We start from the raw sequence: 21,188 nt of genomic DNA, 5'->3' as shown, positions 1-21,188 counted from the left end.
CGGCTCGGGTGCGCCGCGGTGCGCCCGAGCCTGGTCAGACGAGCAGTTCGTCGAGGAAGTGGCCCGGTAGGTCGTCGAGGATCGGGTGCTGGTGGCCGTCGTGGGCCTGGGTGCGCAGCACGTGCAGCAGGCCGACGACACCGGGTCCGGCGTCGAGCAGCGGCCGGGTCCAGCCGAGTTCGGCGCAGGTGCGCAGGACCGGCAGCACCAGCCCGGTCGCCTCGCCGACCCAGCCCGCGGCGGCCAGACACTCCGCGAGCAGCAGGGTGGCGTCCAATTCCGCACGGGGACGGTCCTGTTCGAGCACGCGGGAGTAGAGCACGCGCGCGTGCCGGGCCGCGCGGTCGTCGGCGCGCAGCCGCTGCTCGGTCATCAGCGCCCTGATGTCGGCGTACTCGCGGGCTTCGGCGATGAGGGCGGCCGCGCCCGACTTGCGGCGTCCGCCGTTGCCGGTGACATCGGCGGCGAAGCGATCGGTGTCGCCGACGGGCAGGCCGAGCCGGGACCGTTCGGCGCGCACGTGGGCGTCCAACCGGGCCAGGCCGTTCGCCTCGGCCACCCTGGCGCCCTCGTCCAAACGCGCTGCCGCCGTGTACTGGTCGCCCAGCGCGGCCTTCACCCTGGCCCCGGTCACGAAGGTCGCGACGAGGAAGTCGACCGGGCCGACGCGGGTGAGCAGCTCGTGGCTCTCGTCGAGCAGCCGGTCGGCCAGGGTCAGATCGCCCCGGCGATAGGCCACTTCGCCCAGCAGTGCCGCCGCGACCCGCGCCGCGTCCGAGCGTGGGCCCGCCCTGGTCCGGGCGACCTCGTACGCCTCCTCGAAACAGGCGGTGGCGGTGGCGATGTCGAGCTGCTCGTAGGCGGCGTCACCGCGCGCGCACAGGCCGAACACCGGGCCGAGCGGGTCCTTGGACCGGTCGTGGAACTCGGTGGCCCAGTCCTGCATCGCGATCACCCCGGCGAAGTCGAACTCGCACAGCCGCACGAACGACGTCAGGTTGGCCGCGGTCGAGACGATCCACGCGGGCAGGTCGTCAGGCGCCGCCAGGCACGCGGCCAGCTTGTCGGTCACGCCAGCGGTATCGTCGTGCGCCACTCGATCGGCGGCATCGAGAACTGTCGCCGCACAGCGCTGTTCGTTGTCCTCCGGGCCACCACCGGAGCCGCGGGCGAGCAGATTCGACAGCCTGCCGAGGGCGGTGCGCGCGGTGCCGGTCTGCTGCAGGTTCATATTCGCCCTGGCGACCGCCATCAGCAGCTTGGACCGTGAGGTCACCTGCTGCACCGGCAGTTTCGAGACGCTGCCGAGCAGGGTGGCCAGCCGGGAACCGTCGATCAGGTCCATGCCGCCGCTCTCGAGCAGATCGGCGGCGAGCTTGAGATCGGTCGCCGCGAGCGCGTGGTCGACCGACTTGCGCAGCAGCTGATGCTCGGCGTACCAGCGAGCTGCCTTGCGGTGCAGGACCTTCGAACGTCCGGGGTGGGCGCGCTCGAGCCGGGCGCGCAGGTGCTCGGCGAACAGGGGTTGCATCCGGTACCACTCGGGATCGTGCTCGATCCGGTGCACGAACAGCTCGCGCTGCTCGGCCTGTTCCAGCTGCGCCGCGCCGTCCTCGACCTCGGCGAGCAGCCCGGCCAGCGAACCGTTCACGCGTTCGACCACCGAGATCGCCATCAGGAACTCGAGCTGCGCGGGATCCAGCGCGTCGAGCACGTTCTCGGCCAAATACTCGCGCAGGCCATGGCCGCCCTCGGCCAGCGAACTCAGCAGCTGCACCGGATCGGCCTTGCCGCGCAGGGTCAGGCTCACCAGCTGAATGGCGGCGGGCCAGCCCTCGGTCGCCAGATGGACCTGCTCGATCTGCTCGTCGGTGAGCGCGAAACCGTTGCGCTCCACCAGGATCTGACGGGTCTCGGCCTCGGTCAGCCGCAGCGCCGCCGCGCCGAGCTCGACCAGTTCGTCGCGCACCCGCAGCCTGCTGATCGGCAGGCCCGACTGATCGCGGCTGGTCACCACGAAACGGACGTGGTGGCAGCCGTTGTCGAGCAGCGTCGCCATGGCGCGGTGCACGCCGGGGTCGCGGACGCGGTGCCAGTCGTCGACGAAGACCACCACGGGCTTGCCGCTCGCGTGGACCTCGTCGATCAAGGTGGCGATGACATAGGCGACCGCGTCGGCGGGCCGTTCCTCGAGCACCTGTTCGAGGCCCGCGCCCACATCGGGGCGCACGCGGCGGATGGCCTCGATGAGGTGGGCGAGGAACCAGATCTCGCTGTCGTCGTCCTGGTCGACGCCGAGCCAGGCCACCGGGATGTCGCGGGCGACCAGGTCGGCCCGCCACTGCGCGGCGACGGTGCTCTTGCCGAACCCGGCGGGCGCGTGGATCAGGGCGAGCCTGCGATTGCCGCCCTCGCGCAGGACATCGAGCAGGCGCTGGCGCGGGAAGGGTTCGCGGGCCGGGGTCGGCGGCCGGAACTTGGTGGCCGCGGTCGGTGGCAGGGTGCCGGTCGGGCCGGTGGTGGCGGTGCGCATGGGGACCGAGGCGCCCGCGGGCTGCAGGGTCAGCGGCCAGCTGCGGCGGGCGGTGACGGCCTTCAACGCCTCCGGAGCGGACTCGTCGGTCTGTTCCTCGGTGTCGAGCAGGGCCATCTCGTCGGGCATCTGGCCGTGCGTGCGCTGGACCTCGCGCAGCAGCTCGCCGAATTCGTAGGCCGAGGCGGGGCGGTCGGCAGGCTCGGGCGACATGGCCCGCTCGATCACGGCGGCCACATCGTCGGGGATGTCCTGGTCGCGCAGGTCGGGCACGGGCTGGGTGGTGATCCGCAGGAACTGCGCGACCACCTTCTCCCCCGCCTGCCGCTCGAAGGCGGCATGGCCGGTCAGCAGGGCGAACAGGGTCGCGCCGAGGCCGTAGATATCAGACTGAACGGTCGGTTCATGACCGGTGAGCACCTCCGGCGCGGTGAACGCGGGTGAGCCGGTGATCAGGCTGCTCGAGGTCTGGAAACCACCCGGGATGCGGGCGATACCGAAATCGGTGAGCTGCGGTTCGCCGTACCCGCTGATCAGCACGTTCGCCGGTTTCACGTCGCGGTGCAGGATGCCCGCCCGGTGCGCCGATTCGATCGCCGCCGCCAGCTTCACTCCGGCGCGCAACGTGTCCGCCCAGGTCAGCGGGCCGCGATCGTGGATGAGGCGTTCCAGGGAACCGCGCGAGCAGTACGGCATCACGATCAGCGGCAGGCCGGTCGCGGTCACGTCGACCTGCAGGATGTCGACGATGTTCGGATGCCCCGACAGCCTGCCCATCGCCTGTTCCTCGCGCAGGAACCGTTCCCGGCTCTCCACATCGATCTCCGAGGACAGCACCTTCACCGCCACCACGCGATCCAGCGCGGGCTGCAAGCACCGGTACACCACCCCGAACCCGCCGCGCCCGATCTCCTTGGCACCGGTCAGCCCCATCGCCTCGAGCTCGGCCACCACCGTCTCATCGACCTCGCCGGGAGCCTGCTGGCGCTGCGTATTCGCAATGCCCGTCTGCTGCGGATCCACGTGACCACCTCACGAATCGAATCGGCGTCACCGGCGTATCTCGGTCGGCATACAGACCCATCGGGCACGCACCCGATTTGTCCGTACATATCCAAGCTAGCGCGATTCGGCATCCATCGGGTGGAGATTCGGTGCTGTGGCGGCAACGAAACCACCGCAGCCGCACGAAGTTCGACGGCGGAACGCGAACAGCCCCGGTACACAAGAGCGTACCGGGGCTGTCGGTGCTGATCAGCGCTTCGAAAAGCGCTGTCGGCGACTTACTTGCGCAGGGAGGCCGGGACCTCGAAGCGCGGGCCGAACTTCTTGGCCAGTTCGTCGGCGCGGGCCACGAAGGCCTCCTGGCCACCGGGGTAGCCGACGATGAACTGGTGCGAGCCGCCCGACCAGGCCGGGAAGCCGATGCCGAAGATCGAGCCGATGTTCGCGTCGGCGGTGCTGGTGAGCACGCCTTCGTCGAAGCACTTCTGGGTCTCGATGGCCTCGGCGAACATCATCCGGTCCTTGAGGTCCTGGAAGGTGACGCCCTCCGGGAGCTCACGGCTGGAGTTGAACAGCGAACGCAGCTCGTCCCACAGGCCGGTGGCCTTGCCGTCGACGTAGTCGTAGAAGCCGGCGCCGCCGAGCTTGCCGGTACGGCCCTTGTCGTTGACCAGGGTGTCGATGACCTCGGCCGTCTTGGCGGAAGCGGCGTTGAGCTCGCCACCCGCCTCGACGATCGCCGCCTGGGTCTCCTTGTAGATCTTCTGCATGGTGGTGAAGTTCAGCTCGTCGCTGAGCTTCAGCGGCGCGGCCGGGTAGCCCGCCTGCAGACCGGCCTGCTCGACCGTCGAGGGGTCGATGCCCTCGGCGACCATGGAGATGGCCTCGTTGATGAAGGTGCCGATCACGCGCGAGGTGAAGAAGCCACGGCTGTCGTTGACGACGATCGGGGTCTTCTTGATGGCGAGGGTGTAGTCGTACACCCGGGCCAGCGCCTCGTCGGAGGTGTTCTCGCCCTTGATGATCTCCACCAGCGGCATCTTGTCCACGGGGGAGAAGAAGTGGATACCGATGAAGTCCTCGGTGCGCTTGACGCCCTCCGAGAGCAGGGTGATCGGCAGGGTCGAGGTGTTCGAGCCGAGCAGCGCATCGGGATCGACGATGTCCTCGATCTCCTGGAAGACCTTGTTCTTGAGCTCGGGGTTCTCGAACACGGCCTCGATCACGAAGTCGACGCCCTTGAAGTCGGCGGCGTCCGCGGTCGGGGTGATGCGAGCCAGCAGCGCGTCGGACTTCTCCTGGGTGGTCTTGCCACGGGAGAGGGCCTTCTTCTCGATGGCCTCCGAGTACGCCTTGCCCTTCTCGGCGGCCTCGAGCTTGACGTCCTTGAGGACGACCTCGTAACCGGCCTTGGCGGAGACATACGCGATGCCTGCGCCCATCATGCCGGCGCCGATGACACCGATCTTCTTGATGTCGCGCTTGGGCACATCAGCGACGGACGGACGCGAGCCGCCACCGTTGATGTGGTTCAGATCGAAGAAGAACGCCTGGATCATGTTCTTCGCGACCGGACCGGTCAGCAGGCTCGTGAAGTAACGACCCTCGATGACCAGCGCGTTGTCGATGTCGACCTGCGCACCCTCGACCGCCGCGGCCATGATGGCGCGCGGGGCGGGCATGTTGGTGCCCTTGATCTGCTTGCGCAGGTTGGCCGGGAACGCGGGCAGGTTCGCCGCGAAGGCCGGGGTGGACGGGGTGCCGCCGGGGATCCGGTAGCCCTTCTTGTCCCACGGCTGGGCCGCTTCGGGGTTGGCCGCGATCCACGCCTTGGCGGCCGGGATGAGCTCCTCGACGGTGGCGACGACCTCGTCGATCAGGCCGATTTCCTTGGCCTTGGTGACGCGGTGACGCTGGCCCTGCAGCAGCACCTGCATCAGCGCGTTCTGCAGGCCGAGCATGCGCACGGTGCGGGTCACGCCGCCACCACCGGGCAGCAGGCCCAGGGAGACCTCGGGCAGGCCGATGGCCGAACCCTTGACGTCGGCCGCGATGCGGTAGTGGGTGGCCAGCGCGATCTCCAGGCCGCCACCGAGGGCAGCGCCGTTGATGGCGGCGACGACGGGCTTGCCGAGCTGCTCGAGGCGACGCAGCGGAGCCTTGACGTCGGTGACCATCTGCACGACCTCGGCCGCGTTGTCCGGGCCGACCTTCATCATGTTCTTCAGATCGCCGCCGGCGAAGAAGGTCTTCTTGCCCGAGGTGAGGATGACACCGGTGATGTCGTCCTTCTCCGCCTCGAGCCGCTCCACGGTCGCGTTCATCGACGCGAGGTACGCGTCGTTCATGGTGTTGGCACCCTGGCTGGGGTCGTCGATGGTGAGGACGACCACGCCGTCGGCGTCCTTCTCCCAGCCGATGATGTTGTCAGTCATAGTTTTTCGTTCTCTCCTATGAGAAGTGTGGCCGGGATCAGACGCGCTCGATGATGGTGGCAACACCCATGCCGCCACCGATGCACAGGGTGATCAGCGCGTAGCGGGCGTTGCGACGCTCGAGCTCGTCGACCATGGTGCCGGTGATCATCGCGCCGGTGGCACCCAGCGGGTGGCCCATCGCGATCGCGCCACCGTTGACGTTCAGCTTCTCGTCCGGGATGTTCAGGTCCTTCTGGAACTTCAGCACCACGGAGGCGAACGCCTCGTTGATCTCGACGAGGTCGATGTCCTCGATCGACAGACCGGCCTTGGCCAGCGCCTTCTGCGCGGCCGGGGTGGGGCCGGTGAGCATGATGGTCGAGTCGGCGCCGGAGGTGGCGGTCGCCACGACGCGGGCACGCGGGGTCAGACCCGAGTTCTTGCCCGCTTCCTCGGAGCCGATCAGCACCAGGGCGGCGCCGTCGACGATGCCCGAGCTGTTGCCGCCGTGGTGGACGTGGTTGATCTTCTCGATGTAGGTGAACTTCTGCAGCGCGACCGCGTCGAAGCCACCCAGCTCGCCGATGCCGGCGAAGGAGGGGTTCAGCTTGGACAGGTCCTCGGCGGTGGTGCCGGGGCGCATGTGCTCGTCACGATCCAGCACGACCAGGCCGTTGATGTCCTTGACCGGGACGATCGACTTGGCGAAGTAGCCGCCGGTGGTCGCCGCGGCGGCCAGGTCCTGCGAACGCACGGCGTAGGCGTCGACATCGTCGCGGGAGAAGCCCTCGATGGTGGCGATCAGGTCGGCCGAGATGCCCTGGGGCACGAAGTAGCCGTCGTAGTTGGTGGCCGGGTCCAGCGCCCACGGGCCGCCGTCGGAGCCCATCGGCACGCGCGACATCGACTCGACGCCACCGGCGATCACCAGATCGTCGAAGCCCGAGCGGACCTTCTGCGCCGCCAGGTTCACGGCCTCGAGGCCGGAAGCACAGAAGCGGTTGAGCTGGAAGCCGCCGACGGTGTCGGGCAGGCCCGCGATGGTGACCGCGGTGCGGGCGATGTCCATGCCCTGGTCACCGACGGGGGTCACGACGCCGAGGATCAGGTCCGAGATCTGGTCCTCGTCGAGGTTCGGGAAGCGGCCACGCAGCTCCTGGATCAGACCAACAGTCAGATCGATCGGCTTGACCGAGTGCAGCGAGCCGTTCTTCTTGCCGCGGCCGCGCGGAGTGCGGATGGCCTCGTAGATGTAGGCCTCTGTGGTCATATCGGAGTGTTTCCTTCCTTGGGGTGCGGTGGCCGCACGAACGCCACGACCGATCGTCTCGACGCCGTACAAATCCCGGCAAGCACCAGCGGAGCATAGAACCATGCCCATCCGGTGTTCCCGGCCACCCGTTCATACTACCGTGGTGTGCGAACTCCGGTTAACTTAACGTTGTCGAACGGGTGGCTGTCAACCATCCAGACTCTTCGCTCCGAGCTCGTCGCGCAGCAACGCCAGAGCGACCTCGTCCGGGTCCTGCCGATCGCCGGGAGCCACCGGCACCGCGGCGGCGGCCAGCATCTCCTGCTCCTCCTCCGGCGTGGGCGGCGCGGGAACACCGCCACCCGGCTTGCCACCGCGCCCCGATTCGCCGCCCGACCGGCCCGAATCGGCTCCGTAGCCCTCCTCGGGACCGGGATCGTCGGGTAGGTCGGGGAAGTCCGGCGGCGGAATGTCGTCGTCGCCGGCACCCTGCCCTGATGGACGCGCCTGGCCACCCTTGGCCTGGCTCGGCCGGGAGAACCGCGGCCGAGCGGCGGGCTTGCTCTCCTCCGGCCCGCGCGCCGGTGCCGCGCTCTTGGCCGCCGCCGCGGGCCGGGGCGCCGGTGCCCCCGTCTCCCAGCGCACATCCAGCTCGCGCCCGAGCACCGCCCGCACCGCCGACCGCACCGCGTCGATATTGCGCGGATCCGACAACCGCTGCGCCAACGGCGGACTCTGATGCGCGAAAACGATGACGTTCCCGTCCACCCGCGACACCGCCGCCCCCGACAACAGCGCCTGCAGAGTAGCCCCGAACTCCCGCACCTTCCCCTTGATCTCCGGCCACGCCGCATCGACGACACCGAGCAGATCCTCAGCAGGCGCGACCGCCCCTCCGCTCGACGGCTGGGCAGCCGCCCCACGCGGATCCTGCGACGCGTCGGCCTGCGACTGCGCGGGCGACGCACCGGGATTCTGCGCCACATCCGCCGGCGCGCCGACCTGCGCTGCGGTGGCCTCAACCGGCACAGCGGACTGACGGTCCGATGCCAATTGCTGACGGGAATCACCCTGCGCCGCTGATGTTTCCGCAGCGGACGCACCCGGTCCACCTGCCGACGCAGCGACCTCACCGCCCGCAGAGGGCTGAGCAGCAGCGCTTTCCGAGGACGCGGGCGCACCCTCCCCGCTCCGCGGAGCCGACGGCGGCACCGTTGCAGCGGCTTCGGGCACCACGGCTCGAGCAGTCGATTCCGCGGTAGGAGAGGCAACCCGCACAGCGGGCCCGGCATCCCGCCCGGACGGCACCGGCTGGTCGACCGCGGGCGACGAAGCAGCACCGAACGGCCCACCATCAGCAGGCCCGGCGGTCTCGGGTCGCACGACCCGCACGGATGGTTCGCCCACCGGCGGCGCCGACTGAGTGGCCGCAGCCGACGAGGCAGCGACTTGCCGCGACGCAGCCGCAGATGGCGCGACAGCGTCGGATGGCACACCGTGCGCGGACAACTCAGCACCAGAAGAAGTGTTCGGAGGGACAGCGGCAGACGCGGCGTCATCTGGTCGCACGATATGCGCGGACGGCTCGCCGGCGGGCGCAGCGGGATCGGGTGGCGCGACCTGAGGGGAGGGCGCGGCGGCAGATCGCCCGGTCTGTGCCGGCGGCGCCGGCTGGGCGGCCGAGGCCGACGCTGTCGGCTGGGTGACCGGAGCGGATGCTGCCGGCTGGGTGGCCCGGGCCGACGTCGACTGGGCCGGGGCAGCGCCGGGCGGTGGCGGCGCCGACTGGGTGGCCGGAGCGGATGCTGGCGGCTGGGTGGCCCGGGCCGACGTCGACTGGGCCGGGGCAGCGCCGGGCGGTGGCGGCGCCGACTGGGTGATCGGGGCGACCGTGGACGACTGTGGCTCGCGCGGCGGCGCCGGCGGGGCGGCGGGGCTTGCCGCTGGTCCGCGGGCGGGTGCTTCCTTTCCGCCCGTGGCAGCTTCCTTTTCCGCGAGGGCGGCGGCGAGGAGTTCGGCGCCGCGGGGGCGGCCGCCGCTCGTCGGCGGGGCGGATCGGGGGGCCGGGGGTTCGGCGGGGGTGTCGTTCGAGGCGGAGACGGGGCGGGCGGGGGCGGGGGGGACGGCGCCGCCGGTGAATCCGCGTTCCAGGCGTTCGAGGCGCTGCAGGGTGGCGGATTCGGTGTCGGAGATCGAGGGCAGGAGCATGCGGGCGCAGATGACCTCGAGCAGGAGGCGGGGGGCGGTGGCGCCGCGCATCTCGCCGAGGCCCTCGTGCAGGAGTTCGGCGTAGCGGGTGAGGGTGGCGGGGCCGATGCGGGCGGCCTGCTCGCGCATCCGGTCCAGGACATCGCCGGGGCCGGCGACCAGGCCGCGGTCGGCGGCGTCGGGGACCGCGCGCATCAGGATCAGGTCGCGCAGGCGTTCGAGCAGGTCGACGGCGAATCGGCGGGGGTCGTGGCCCGCCTCCATCACCTGGTCGATCGTGCCGAACAGGGCGGCGCCGTCGTCGGTGGCGAGCGCGTCGACGGCGTTGTCGATCAGCGCCACATCGGTGACGCCGAGCAGCGCGACCGCGCGCGGATAGGTGACGCCATCGGGTCCGGCACCGGCCAGCAGCTGGTCGAGCACGCTCAGGCTGTCGCGCGGCGAACCACCACCGGCCCGGATGACCAGCGGATACACCGCCTCCTCCACCGGCACGTTCTCCTGCTCGCAGATCTTGCCGAGCAGCCCGCGCATGGTGGCAGGTGGCAGCAGCCGGAACGGGTAGTGGTGGGTGCGCGACCGAATCGTCGGCAGCACCTTGTCCGGCTCGGTGGTGGCGAAGATGAAGATCAGATGCGCCGGTGGCTCCTCGACGATCTTGAGCAGCGCGTTGAAACCGGCCGTGGTGACCATGTGCGCCTCGTCGACGATGAACACGCGATAGCGCGACTCGGCGGGCGCGTAGAACGCCCGGTCACGCAGCTCACGCGTGTCGTCGACGCCGCCGTGGCTGGCCGCGTCGAGCTCGATGACGTCGAGATTGCCCGAGCCGCCCGGCCCGAGCGCCACACAGGACGCGCAGGTGCCGCACGGCGTGGAGGTCGGACCGTCCACGCAGTTCAGCGAGCGCGCGAGAATCCGTGCGGAGGAAGTCTTTCCGCAACCACGCGGCCCGGAGAACAGATACGCGTGACTGATCCGCCCGGTGTCCAGCGCGATACTCAGCGGGTCGGTGACGTGCTCCTGACCCACTACCTCAGCGAACGTCGCCGGTCGATACTTCCGGTACAGAGCCACGGCCCACAGGCTACCGACTACATCCGACAGTAATTTTGGCGGCTGGTGCCGCGGGGTTTTCGGCCATGGAGGCCTCGCACCCGAAGGGCGATACTGCGCCTTCGGCGTTCCGTCTCGCCCTTCGGGTGCGAGGCGGCCGAAAACCTGTGACCGTTCAGTTGTGTGATGTGAATCACATTGAATGCGGCGGTCTGGAGAGTATGGGCAAAGCGGGTTCTTCAGGTGCAACAGGTGAGCTATCGACTGCCCTTGGAGCAGTTATTTCGGACATAGGTCGAAAGTTAATCCTGGTTATCGAGGAAATACAGACTTGCTCCCCGATTAACGATCACATTCCTGATGTAACGAAAGCGTCAATCATCGTGACAGCGGCGCAAGCGTCTGGCTACCGTGGATCTCGGCAACTTCGGTGGCCAAACCTTCATCAGGTTGGTGACCCCGGCCGGTCCCTCATCCCGACCGGGGCACAACCTTCGCGCACCGATCGCTCCCCCACCGCACCGACCGGAGGAACGTTTCACCGTGCTGTCGTGTGATGACATCGCAGCCGCCTGGCTGGCCCATACCGATTTCGCCGGCGACAACGCCGCGGTCGGACTGCTGAGCCGGGCGATCAGCCCCCAGGATTACGACATCAAACGCGATTCGCTACCCGTCGCCGCCGCGGCGGACCCGGCGACCGCGGCCGCCATCCTGCAACTGCTCGAACGCGGGCAGGTGCCGACGATGGCGGCGATCCGCACCCTCACCGCGCAGAACGAGATGCGCCGCGAAGCCGAGCGGATCGAGCGCCTCGGCCGCCGCGCCCAGCGCAGCATCGACGAGTTCGGCCGCATCCTGGCTCGCCTCGCCGCGGCCCACTGGACCGACCACGGCATCGGCCCCACCAGGCGCGACATCCTCGCCGACGCCGAGATCACCGAACTCATCGCCGAGCGGGTCGGCGAGATCGCGCCCTCGGCGGTCAAGCATCTGTGGCTGATCGAACGCGCGCAGCGCGCGGGCTGGATCGCCTCGAACGCGAGTCCGGGTTCGCTGTGTCCGGCCCGGCGCTGGCACACCACCAAGTACGGCAACCGGGTCTCACAGAAGCCGGTCAACATGATCGGCAAACTGGTGGCGGGCTTCGTCATCGAGCACACCGCCGAGCGCGGCAGGCCACCGAGCTGGGCGGCCCTGGCCCGCGACACCCGCGACGACCGCGGCCGCCGGGTCTTCTTCGACGTCGCCGACGCGCATGCCCAGCGCCGCTGGCTCACCACCGCGGAGTGGCTCGCCGACAGCGATGACCTGCCCGTTCCCGGCAAGCGCGGCGCCCGCGCGGTGGCGAAGGACAAGTCCGGTTCGGTGCCCGCCTAGCTGACCTCGTCGGCCGGGGCCAGCCAGGTGTTGCATTCGAAGTTGCGATTCTTCGAATAGCCGTGGTTGTACCAGTTGCCGTTGTGCTCGGGAGTGCCGTGATCGCGGATGCGGCCGTCGTTGTGGTCACCGCGGTCGTAGTTGTGCCGGACCGCGGCGTAACCCTCCTGCGAGGTCCACGAGCCGCCGGCTTCCGCGGAACCGATGTACATGCCGCCGAAACAGCTGGCCTGCAACTCCATTCGCCGCGAGGTCTCCAGCCCGCCGTCGGACATGGTGCCCTGCCCACGGCGCTGATTCGACGAGGCCTGCAGCAGACCGGTGATGCCCTGCACGTGGTGCCCGTATTCGTGGGCGTAGATCGACAGCGCCTCCATCGGCGGATACGGGGTGTTGTTGATGACCAGCCCGGCCGTCGACATGTAGATGGTGCTCGACGCGCTGCAGTAGAACGCGTCGCTGCTGGCACCACCACACGGTGAGGACAGTTCCCCCGGCGTCTCGGCGACGACCAGTCCCGGACTGCTGAACGGCAGGTTCGCGGCGGCGAGGTTGGTGCGCCACATCTGATCGAGGCACACCTGCGCCGCGGCGAAGAACGCCTTCGCGGTGGCGGCGTCGGTCGACCAGCGCGGCAGGTCGCAGTCCATATTGGGCAGGAACGCGGTGTTGTCGTGGAACAGCGGATGCTGGCCGAGCGCGAGCACCGGTTGCGGGCCAACGGGTTTCACCGTGGTCGGTGCGGTGGTACGGGCGGTGGTTCGCGCGGTGGTCACGCTGGGCGCGGCAGTCGTCGTCGGAGCGGGCGGCGCCGTCGAATACGGGGTGTAGGTGAAGCTGGGCGGGGTGGTCCTGGCGACATCACGCGAAGACCGATCGGAGATCCCCACCGCGACCAGCAGCGACCCGACCACACCGAAGACCACCAGTACCGACAGCACCGCGCCGAGCGTGCCGGACCCGCCACGCCGCGGCGGTGGATACGGCCGATACCCCTGCGGCGCATAGCCGTACGGCGGCGGCAACGGCCGGGGATAGGGCGGCGGCATCGGCCTGCCGTACGGCGCGGGATATCCGTAGGGCGGTCGGCCCTGCTGCGGGTGGCCGTACGGCGGTACCCCGGGAGGTCCGTAGGGGCCGTAACCGGGCGGTTGGGACAAACCGAATCAGCTCACTTCGCTCGCGGATGCCGTGAAGGTGTTGCAGCGTGACGTGAGGTTGTGCTCGAGACCGTTCTCGAACCACTGCCCGCCGTTGTCGGAGGTGCCGTGATCGCGCATGTCGCCGGGCCGGTCGCCGCGACCGTAGGAGTCCCGCACGGCGAGGGTGACCTGCGAGTCGGTCAGCGAGCCGCCGTCCTTGGTCGAGGAGATGAACATTCCGTCGAAGCAGTTGGCCTGCAACTCGACTCGGCGCGAGAGCTCCAGCCCCTTGTCCGACTGCACGCCCGCGGTACGGCGTTCGCTGTTGGCCTTGAGCAGAATGCCCGACTGTGCCTGGATGTGGTGGCCGTACTCGTGCGCGAACACCGACAGGTAGATGACCCAGTTGTCCCGGAACTGATCGGTCTGCAGCTGGCTGATCGGCATGTAGATGGTCTTGTTCGCCGAGCAGTAGAAGGCCGCGAAATTACTCGTCGACCCGGTGCACGGTGTGGTGATGCCCGCGGTGGTCGCGGTGATGCTGAGCGTCGGCGACTCGAACGGCAGGCCGTTCTTCTCCATCACCGGTTTCCACGCCGCCTCCAGGCAGCTCGCGGCCGATTCGAAGAACGCGCGCGCCCGCTCCACCTGGGTGCCCCACGGCGCGTAGTCGCACGAGGCCGGAACCAGAGTGCCGTCGGCAGCGGTGACCAGGGGGTTGTCGGCGGTCGCCGCGGGGGCGTTGCCCGGATCGGGGGTGTAGGTCGTGGACGGTTTCGGTCCGATGGCCGCGTCGAAACCCGTGTTCACGGCGTAGCGCACCAGACCGCCGACCACCACGACGATGATGATCACGATCAGCGAGGCGAAGAATCCGCCGCCGCTCTTGCGCGGTGGCGGGGTCGGGCGGCCGGGCGGCCCGTACGGCATCGGCGGTGGCCGGTATCCCGGCGGTTGACGCTGGCCGTAGCCCTGTGGATAACCCTGCGGCTGTTGGTATCCGGGCGGACCGTATCCCGGTGGTGGGCGATATCCCGGGGGCGGCCCATAGCCAGGGGGCGGCGGAACCTGTCGTCCACCAGGCCCGCGCGGGCCATAACCGTACGGTGGTTGGGTCACTCCCCCGTACCCCCTCGTCTCCTGAGTCGCCGACAGCCGCTGACGCAGAATAGCAAGCTGTCTAGAGTAAGCAGCCATGCTGACTTTTCGGGGGGGCGCCGCAGGCGCGCTGCTGCTCGCTTCGGTGGGCTTGTTCGCGGCCGCCCCGGTTGCCCACACGGAGCCCGCACCGGCCGGTGTGACGATCACCGCCGACCTCACACTCACCGACGACGGCGTGCTCGAGGTCGTCGAGACCGTCGGGGTGCCCGCCGACGGCAACTTCACGATGTCGCTGCCGTTGCGCCTGAAGATCGGCGACGATGTCGAGCGGGTGTTCAAGGTCACCGATGTCACCGCGACCGGGGCGGGCACCGCGACGACGGTCAGCGATCAGTTCGTCGTCGAGGCCAACCCTGGTGAATCGAAGTTCACCTACTCCATTCACAACACGGTCTCCGACGCGCCCGGCACCCAGGTGTTCCACTGGCTCGGCGTGCTCAACGCCGATATCGCCGCGCTGGACGTCTCGGTGATCAGCCCGAGCTTCCAGATGGGCATCGTCGACTGCAAACTCGGCCCCGCCGGCAACACCAGGCCCTGCGCGGATGTCCACGTCGAACCCGATGGCGTGCTGTATCTGAGCCAGACCGACCTGCGCAAGGGCGACGCGATCGACCTCACCCTGCAGATGCCGCCCAGCACCGTGCCCGCCAATGCAGATATCCGCGACAGCAGTTCGGCCGGCGCGTTCTCCCTGACCGGCCCCGTCTACGCGGCCTTCGGCGCGCTGCTGCTCGCGCTGGCGGCCATGGTCGCCTACGTGCTGACCGCGCGAAAGCGCGCCGCCACGGCGACCGCGGGCAGCGACGCCTTCGATCCGCTCGTCGGGCAGGGCGGCCGGGTGGACTTCACCTCCCCCGACGGCGTGCTGCCCGGCGAGGCGGGCCTGCTGATCGACGAGCACGTCGATCCGGTCGACATCGCCGCCACCGTCGTCGATCTCGCGGCGCGGCGCTACCTGTGGATCACGCCGGTGAACGCGCGCGGCGAGGACGACTGGCGGATCAGCCGCGTCAACGCCCCCGACGATCAGCTGCGTGACTACGAACGCGCCGTCTACGACATGCTGCTGCCCGAGGGCACCGACACCGTCGCCGTCCGCGAACTGCGCGCCCCCGGCCGCGTGCAACTCGACCCCATCCGCGCCGCCATGCAGGCCGACGCGGTCGCCACCGGCGCCTTCGCCGACCCCAAGCAACGCGCGCTGCCCCGCTGGATCGGCGGCGCCTTGATCGCCATCGGCGCCATCACCACCGTCGTGCTGGCGCTGACCTCCGGGCACGCCCTGGTCGGTGTGCCCATCGCCCTGGCGGGTGTCGCGGCGATCCTGCTCCCCAACTACCTGCCGACCCGAACCCCCTTCGGCGACACCATCGCCGGGCGGGTCCGCGCCATGCAACGCGGCCTCGACACGGTCTCGCGCGAGCAGATCCCCCCGATCGATCAGGAAACCGTCTTCTCCCGGGCGCTGCCCTACACGCTCATCAGCGGCCGCGCCGACAACTGGATCCGCACCTTCCGCGACATGGACCCCTCGGCCGACTCCCAACCGGGCCTGTACTGGTTCGCCGGCTACGACCGGGACCGCAACCTCCATCGCTTCGCCTCCCAGTTCCCCTTCTTCATCACGGCCCTGGAAGGCGCCTTCAACCCCCGCTGAAACGCGAACGGCATCCCTGAGATCAGGGATGCCGTTCGCGGTGAAGGTATTCCGTGGCTAGACGCGGCGCACAGCGGCCAGCGGATCGGCGTACAGCGCGCTCAGCGAAGTCACGACAGCGGCGAACTCCTGCACCTTCCCACCGAATCCACTGATCCGAATATCGGTGGGCGGCAACTGAGTACTCTGCGTGAACGCCCTGGCCACGTGCGCCAGCGCGGGCCGGTAGCCGGTGAACGCCTGCCCACCGAGCACGACCCGATCCGGGTTGAGCATGTCGCGCACCAGGGCGACGGTCTGTCCGAGCATGGTCGCCCGCTCGGCCAGCAGTTCACGCGCGGGCTCGGAGCCGGACTCGGCGGCCCGGTACAGATCGGCGATGGTGGTGCCCGCGGTTCCGTTGTGCGCCGGGATGATTCCGCGCCCGACGGCACGAGCCTGCAGGGCCCGGTCCCCGACGGTCACTTCCAAGCAGCCGCGCCGGCCGCAGCCGCACTGCACGTCCGAGCCGGTGGGCAGGTGGGCGATGGAGCCCGGCCCGTTGCTCGGGGTGTGCACCCGGCCGTCGAGGGTGACGGCGATACCCGCGGTCTCACGGACGTAGAAGTACAGGCTGCTGCCGGTCTGGGTGGCGGGCAGCTCGGTGTCGGGCTCGGGACGGCGTGCGTCGAAGGTCGGCAGCAGCAGTTCCGAGGCGGCCATGGCCTCGACGTGCGGCGCGACCGAGACCGGCAGTTCGAGCACATCGCCGAGCACCTGCCCGATCGGCGCGCCCTTCCATTCCAGCTTGGGATGGTCGACCACGCCGGTGTGCGGGTCGACGCGGCCACCGATGGCCACACCCGCCCACAGCGGGGTGCGGCGGTGCCAGCGCTGCAGGAACGCCTTGGCGCTGCGCGCCACGGTGGTCACCGCGAAATCCTGGCCGGTCTGCGGGGTGGCGATGGCGAGACCGCCGAGGATGCGCCCACGCAGGTCGGCGGCGACGATCTTGGTCGCGGCCGCGCCGATGTGGATGCCGATGGTGAGATAGGCGTCGTGGTCGATCTCGAAGGGCACGCGCGGGCGGCCGACCGCTCCCGCGGCGGTGAGGTCGGGACGTTCACGCAGCAGCCCGGCCGAAAGCAGCGACGCCACTTGACGGTTCACCGTGGCGATGCTCAAACCCGTTGCCCGCGCGGCATTGTCGCGCGAGACCGGGCCGGAGGCGGCGGTGCGCAGCACGGCGGCCGCCGGATTGTCGCTGCGGCGCAGCTCAGGGGCGACGACGGGGCGGGAAACACGAGCACGACCGGCACCCGCCCGAGAAGCGGGGCGTTCGATGATGGGAGTAGACATATGAAGTTCCTTGCTGAAATCCCGTTGTCGCAACGGGATTGCCTACACGTGGGGCGTGGCAGCGCACGAGCCCCGAGGGCTCAGCTGCAGCAGCAGGAGCGACACAGTTCGCGAGTCAACGGCAACCGCAGACCCAGCGCGGCGGTCACGTAGGTGACCCGCGGAGCGGTGGGATGGTTGCCGGACATAACAATCAAGTTAACACCGAATCCCGGCCCATCCAAGCCGAATCGGCGGATTGTGCCGTGGGGCACACCATAAGCCCAGGTCAGTCGGGTGTGTCGAGCAGCGCAATGCGGCTGGACCGACCGACGCGAAGCGCCCCACCCGGTGATCCGGGTGGGGCGCCACGCTGTTACTGCCGCGGTTACTTGGCGGCGGCCGGCGGAACAGGAGCCGGCTGGTTGATGGTGATGATGTACTGCAGCGCCGCACCGATCGCGACCGGGGCGGTCACCAGGATCTGACCCGCGATCACACCGAGCGCACCGATGGTGGTGGCACCGACGACGCAGCCGGCGAGGGGGCCCGCACCGAACAGAGCCAGCAGGACACCGGTCGCGACCAGGCCCGCACCGGCGCCGACGATGCAACCGACAGCCGCGCCGCCGAGGCCACCGACGAGGGTGCCGATGGCGGCACCCAGGGAGATGGTGGAGGTCAGGCGGGACCAGGCGGCCTGCTCACGCTCGTACTCGGTCTTCCACGGCGCCTGGCTCTCGAAGGGGAGCGCGACGGGCTTGTAGACGGCCTTGGCGGGATCGAGGACCGGGGACAGGGTCGCGGTGTTACCCGAGATCTCGGCCGCGATGGGGAGCTCGAACTCATCGAGACGGAACGAGAGCGGAGTACCGGCGACGGTCGCGCCGTTGGCGGCCTTGACCTTGAACACGCCGTCCTCGACGACCAGCGAGCCGGCGTCGGTGGAGATGACGGCCTTCGCGTCGTCGACGACCTCGGCGGTGTAGTTGACCGCATCGGCCTCTGCGACCGGAGCGGCGTGCACAGTGCCTGCGGCCACGCCGGTCGCCACGGTCACGAGCGCCGCTACCACGGCGAACTTCCTCATCTTCATAAAAACTGCCAATCCCTCATCGTTTGTGGAGCTGTTCGAAAGGCAAGCTTCGAGCAGATCCCCGCGCGTGACGAGGGATTAAAGCAGCAAGATCGTAACTAAGAATTCATCCGGCGGCTTTCGCCGCCGCTTTGGCCTGCTTCTTGAATTCCCTTACTTCGGCAAGTGTTTCGGCGTCGACGACATCGGCGACCGAGCGTCGCGAGCCCTCGTCACCATAGGCGCCCGCGGCCTTCTGCCAGCCGGTGGGACGCACGTCACGCTGCTTGCCGAGCAGCGCCAGGAAGATCTTGGCCTTCTGCGCGCCGAACCCCGGCAGCGCCTGCAACCTGCGCAGAACCTCCTTGCCGTCGGGATCGCCGTCGGTCCAGATCCCGGCGGGGACGCCGTCGTAGTGCTCGATCACGTATTGGGCGAGTGCCTGCGCGCGACGCGCCATCGACCGGCCGTAGCGGTGGATGGCCGGCGGGGTCGCGGCGAGTTCCTCGAATTCGGCGGGATCGGCCTCGGCGATCCGGCGCAGGTCGAATCCGCCCATTCGTTCCGCGAGTTTTCGGGGACCGCGAAACGCGTGCTCCATCGGATACTGCTGATCGAGCAGCATTCCCAGCAGCAACGCGAAATCGTCGGTGCCGAGGAGTTCGTCGGCCTCGGGGTCCTGAGCCAGACACAGCGTACGAGTCATACATTCATCGTGACACATTTCACTAGTACCCTCGTGTCCCATGCTCCCGAGGACTACGGCGCCCACCGAAACGCGCCAACACGGTCTCGATATCTCGACGATGGCGGTACGCATGACCAACTACAGCCCACGACCCGACCGCTTCGATCAAGCGGGCCAGGATCAGCTGATCGACGCGCACGACCTGGAAGTCACCCAGCCGGGGATGAGCGCGCTACGCACCTGGAGTCACGACGCGCTCGCGCTGCGCCCCGGCGAGACCGCGCTCGACATCGGTTCCGGCACCGGCTCGGAGGTGTTCGCCTTCGCCGACGCCGTCGGGCCGACCGGTACCGCCGTCGGGGTCGAACCCGATCCGAACCTGCTCGCCTCGGCCGAACGGCGCGGCGCCGAGCGCGGCTCGACGGCGGCGTTCGTCTCCGGCGACGCCTACGGTCTGCCCTTCGGCACCGCGGGCTTCGACGCGGTGCTGTGCGAGCGGGTGTTCCAGCACCTCACCGCGCCCGCGCGCGCGGCGGCCGAGATCGCCAGGGTGCTGCGGCCCGGTGGTCGCGCGGTGGTGGTCGATGCCGACTGGGCGACGGCGATCGTGCACCCGGGCGATCAGCGGGTGGTCGGCGCCGTGATCGACACCCTGATCTCCTCGACCACGAACCCGCTGTCGGGCCGCCGGATCGCGGGACTGCTCAGCGGTGCCGGTCTGGTCGTCGACGAGATCGGCTCGCACGCGCTGGTGCAGGATCGCACGGTGGGGGCCGGTGCGCTGGTCACCAGGATCGCCGGGCTGGCCGCCCTGCGCGGGGTGATCACCACCGCCGAGCGCGACCAGCTCCTCACCGACCTGCAAGCGGGCGCCGACCGTGGCGACATCCACATCTCGGTCACCCTGTTCGGCGCGCTGGTGCACAAGAAGAGCTGAGCCGGTGCCGGGCGCGGGTGAGCGCGCCCGGCCGCACGGTCAGCGCTGGTCGAGCAGTTTCTCCGTGGCCGCGAGCAGCACGCAGGTCGCGAGCCCGTCCATCGCCTTCTCCAGTTCCGGCAGCTGCGGGAAGCTGGGGGCGATGCGGATGTTCTTGTCCTCGGGATCGGTGCTGTACGGGAAGGCCGAACCGGCCGCCGTCAGCGCGATGCCCGCGTCCTTGGCCAGCGCGATCACCCTGGCCGCTGTGCCCTCGAGCACGTCGAGGCTGATGAAGTAGCCGCCCTTGGGCTCGGTCCACGAGGCCACCTTCGAGGCGCCGAGACGGTCCTCGAGGATCCGGCGAACCAGCGCGAACTTGGGCTCGAGGAGCCTGCGGTGCTTCTGCATGTGCTCGCGCACGCCCTCGGCGTCGGTGAAGAAGCGCAGGTGCCGCAGCTGGTTGAGCTTGTCGGGGCCGATGCTCTTCTTCGCGGCGTGCCCGAGGTACCAGTCGATGTTGGCCTTGGACGCACCGAAGAAGCTCACGCCCGCACCGGCGAAGGTGATCTTGGACGTCGAGGCGAAGACCAGCGGCCGGTTCGGGTTGCCCGCCGCCGCGGCCATGCCGAGGACGTCGAGCACCGGCGCGGCGGTGTCGGTGAGCGGGTGCACCGCGTAGGCGTTGTCCCAGAACAGCCGGAAGTCCGGCGCGGCGGGCAGCGAGACCAGCTCGCGGACAATCTCTTCGGAGTAGACGACGCCGGTGGGGTTGGAGTAGTTCGGCACCGCCCACAGACCCTTGATCTGCGGGTCTTCGGCGAGCAGTTTGGCGATGGCGCGGATGTCGGGGCCGTCGTGGCCCATCGGGATGGTGATCATCTCGATGCCGAGCGCCTCGGTGATGGCGAAATGCCGGTCGTAACCCGGCGCCGGACACAACCACTTGATCGGCTCGTCCACCGCCCAGCGGCGCGGAGAGTCCGGGGTGCCGTAGAGCATCGAGAACACGATGATGTCGTGCATGAGTTCGAGGCTGGCGTTGTTGCCCGCCAGCAGCTGTTCGACCGGGATGCCGAGCAGTTCGCCGAAGATCGCGCGTAGCTCGGGCAGACCGGTGAGGCCGCCGTAGTTGCGGCAGTCGGTGCCGGAGCCGTCGCGGAAGTCGCCGTCGCCGGGCAGCGACAGCAGCGGCGTCGACAGATCTAATTGCTCCGGCGAGGGCTTACCTCGGGTGAGATCCAGCGTGAGCTTCTCAGTCTTGAGCGTCGCGTAATTCGCGTTCTGCGACTCGTGCTCTGACACGAGTTCCGCGTGGCTCATCAAACCGATCTGCGTTTGCCGGGGCATCCTGGGCAGCCTTTCGAAGCAGCAAGGT

Annotated in this window: 13 protein-coding genes; 3 read left to right on the top strand and 10 right to left on the bottom strand. The window is 69.3% G+C overall.

The window, feature by feature from the left end:
- Positions 1–34: 34 nt before the first annotated feature.
- From ACFVVM_RS22765 to ACFVVM_RS22750, 4 genes are all read right to left on the bottom strand, one after another.
- On the bottom strand, positions 35–3,556 hold the full coding sequence (locus tag ACFVVM_RS22765; protein ID WP_387621591.1) for a protein kinase: 3,522 nt from the start codon (positions 3,554–3,556) through the stop codon (positions 35–37).
- Between the two features lie 260 nt (positions 3,557–3,816).
- Complete coding sequence (locus ACFVVM_RS22760; protein ID WP_387621588.1) at positions 3,817–5,973, bottom strand: 3-hydroxyacyl-CoA dehydrogenase NAD-binding domain-containing protein; 2,157 nt, start codon at positions 5,971–5,973, stop codon at positions 3,817–3,819.
- A gap of 37 nt (positions 5,974–6,010) precedes the next feature.
- On the bottom strand, positions 6,011–7,225 hold the full coding sequence (locus ACFVVM_RS22755) for an acetyl-CoA C-acetyltransferase (RefSeq protein WP_387621585.1): 1,215 nt from the start codon (positions 7,223–7,225) through the stop codon (positions 6,011–6,013).
- A 189-nt stretch (positions 7,226–7,414) separates the two neighbouring features.
- Positions 7,415–10,492 (bottom strand): DNA polymerase III subunit gamma and tau, encoded by a 3,078-nt coding sequence (locus ACFVVM_RS22750; RefSeq protein WP_387621582.1) that lies wholly within the window; start codon positions 10,490–10,492, stop codon positions 7,415–7,417.
- A gap of 522 nt (positions 10,493–11,014) precedes the next feature.
- On the opposite strand from ACFVVM_RS22750, the gene ACFVVM_RS22745 reads away from it, so the two are divergent.
- Entirely contained in the window at positions 11,015–11,851 is an 837-nt protein-coding gene (locus tag ACFVVM_RS22745; protein WP_387621580.1) for a hypothetical protein, read from the top strand.
- On the opposite strand, the gene ACFVVM_RS22740 is transcribed toward ACFVVM_RS22745, so the two are convergent.
- Positions 11,848–13,011, bottom strand: a complete 1,164-nt coding sequence (locus ACFVVM_RS22740) for a neutral zinc metallopeptidase (protein WP_387621578.1) — start codon at positions 13,009–13,011, stop codon at positions 11,848–11,850. The two genes, ACFVVM_RS22745 and ACFVVM_RS22740, sit on opposite strands and share 4 nt — an antisense overlap.
- Positions 13,012–13,017: 6 nt before the next feature.
- Complete coding sequence (locus tag ACFVVM_RS22735) at positions 13,018–13,923, bottom strand: neutral zinc metallopeptidase (protein ID WP_387621576.1); 906 nt, start codon at positions 13,921–13,923, stop codon at positions 13,018–13,020.
- A gap of 265 nt (positions 13,924–14,188) precedes the next feature.
- Between ACFVVM_RS22735 and ACFVVM_RS22730 the strand changes: the two genes are divergently transcribed.
- On the top strand, positions 14,189–15,814 hold the full coding sequence (locus ACFVVM_RS22730) for a DUF2207 family protein (protein WP_387621573.1): 1,626 nt from the start codon (positions 14,189–14,191) through the stop codon (positions 15,812–15,814).
- A 57-nt stretch (positions 15,815–15,871) separates the two neighbouring features.
- Here the strand turns inward: ACFVVM_RS22730 and ACFVVM_RS22725 are convergent, their stop codons facing one another.
- The 3 genes from ACFVVM_RS22725 to ACFVVM_RS22715 all read right to left on the bottom strand — a co-directional run bounded on the left by ACFVVM_RS22725 (position 15,872) and on the right by ACFVVM_RS22715 (position 18,912).
- Complete coding sequence (locus ACFVVM_RS22725) at positions 15,872–17,152, bottom strand: ROK family protein (RefSeq protein WP_387621571.1); 1,281 nt, start codon at positions 17,150–17,152, stop codon at positions 15,872–15,874.
- 367 nt (positions 17,153–17,519) lie between these two features.
- A complete protein-coding gene (locus tag ACFVVM_RS22720) occupies positions 17,520–18,227 on the bottom strand; it encodes a hypothetical protein (protein ID WP_387621568.1) in 708 nt (235 codons plus the stop codon).
- 106 nt (positions 18,228–18,333) lie between these two features.
- Complete coding sequence (locus ACFVVM_RS22715) at positions 18,334–18,912, bottom strand: HhH-GPD-type base excision DNA repair protein (RefSeq protein ID WP_387621565.1); 579 nt, start codon at positions 18,910–18,912, stop codon at positions 18,334–18,336.
- A 112-nt stretch (positions 18,913–19,024) separates the two neighbouring features.
- Here ACFVVM_RS22715 and ACFVVM_RS22710 point away from each other — a divergent pair, with 112 nt between their 5' ends.
- Complete coding sequence (locus tag ACFVVM_RS22710) at positions 19,025–19,831, top strand: methyltransferase domain-containing protein (protein ID WP_387621563.1); 807 nt, start codon at positions 19,025–19,027, stop codon at positions 19,829–19,831.
- Between the two features lie 39 nt (positions 19,832–19,870).
- On the opposite strand, the gene ACFVVM_RS22705 is transcribed toward ACFVVM_RS22710, so the two are convergent.
- Complete coding sequence (locus tag ACFVVM_RS22705; RefSeq protein ID WP_387621560.1) at positions 19,871–21,160, bottom strand: aminotransferase class I/II-fold pyridoxal phosphate-dependent enzyme; 1,290 nt, start codon at positions 21,158–21,160, stop codon at positions 19,871–19,873.
- Positions 21,161–21,188 lie beyond the last annotated feature (28 nt).

Origin of the sequence: Nocardia sp. NPDC058176 (assembly GCF_042883805.1) — a bacterium.
Classification (GTDB): domain Bacteria; phylum Actinomycetota; class Actinomycetes; order Mycobacteriales; family Mycobacteriaceae; genus Nocardia.
Note: the sequence above shows the minus strand (reverse complement) of the source record. Positions and strands in the feature narration are given on the sequence as shown.

What these genes read in the sequence shown, in the direction of transcription:
- ACFVVM_RS22760 (WP_387621588.1), bottom strand. Translation starts at nt 5,973, where the DNA reads ATGACTGACAACATCATCGGCTGGGAGAAGGACGCCGACGGCGTGGTC.
- ACFVVM_RS22755 (WP_387621585.1), bottom strand. Translation starts at nt 7,225, where the DNA reads ATGACCACAGAGGCCTACATCTACGAGGCCATCCGCACTCCGCGCGGC.
- ACFVVM_RS22735 (WP_387621576.1), bottom strand. Translation starts at nt 13,923, where the DNA reads ATGCCGTACGGGCCGCCCGGCCGCCCGACCCCGCCACCGCGCAAGAGC.
- ACFVVM_RS22730 (WP_387621573.1), top strand. Translation starts at nt 14,189, where the DNA reads ATGCTGACTTTTCGGGGGGGCGCCGCAGGCGCGCTGCTGCTCGCTTCG.
- ACFVVM_RS22725 (WP_387621571.1), bottom strand. Translation starts at nt 17,152, where the DNA reads ATGTCTACTCCCATCATCGAACGCCCCGCTTCTCGGGCGGGTGCCGGT.
- ACFVVM_RS22720 (WP_387621568.1), bottom strand. Translation starts at nt 18,227, where the DNA reads ATGAAGATGAGGAAGTTCGCCGTGGTAGCGGCGCTCGTGACCGTGGCG.
- ACFVVM_RS22715 (WP_387621565.1), bottom strand. Translation starts at nt 18,912, where the DNA reads ATGACTCGTACGCTGTGTCTGGCTCAGGACCCCGAGGCCGACGAACTC.
- ACFVVM_RS22710 (WP_387621563.1), top strand. Translation starts at nt 19,025, where the DNA reads ATGACCAACTACAGCCCACGACCCGACCGCTTCGATCAAGCGGGCCAG.
- ACFVVM_RS22705 (WP_387621560.1), bottom strand. Translation starts at nt 21,160, where the DNA reads ATGCCCCGGCAAACGCAGATCGGTTTGATGAGCCACGCGGAACTCGTG.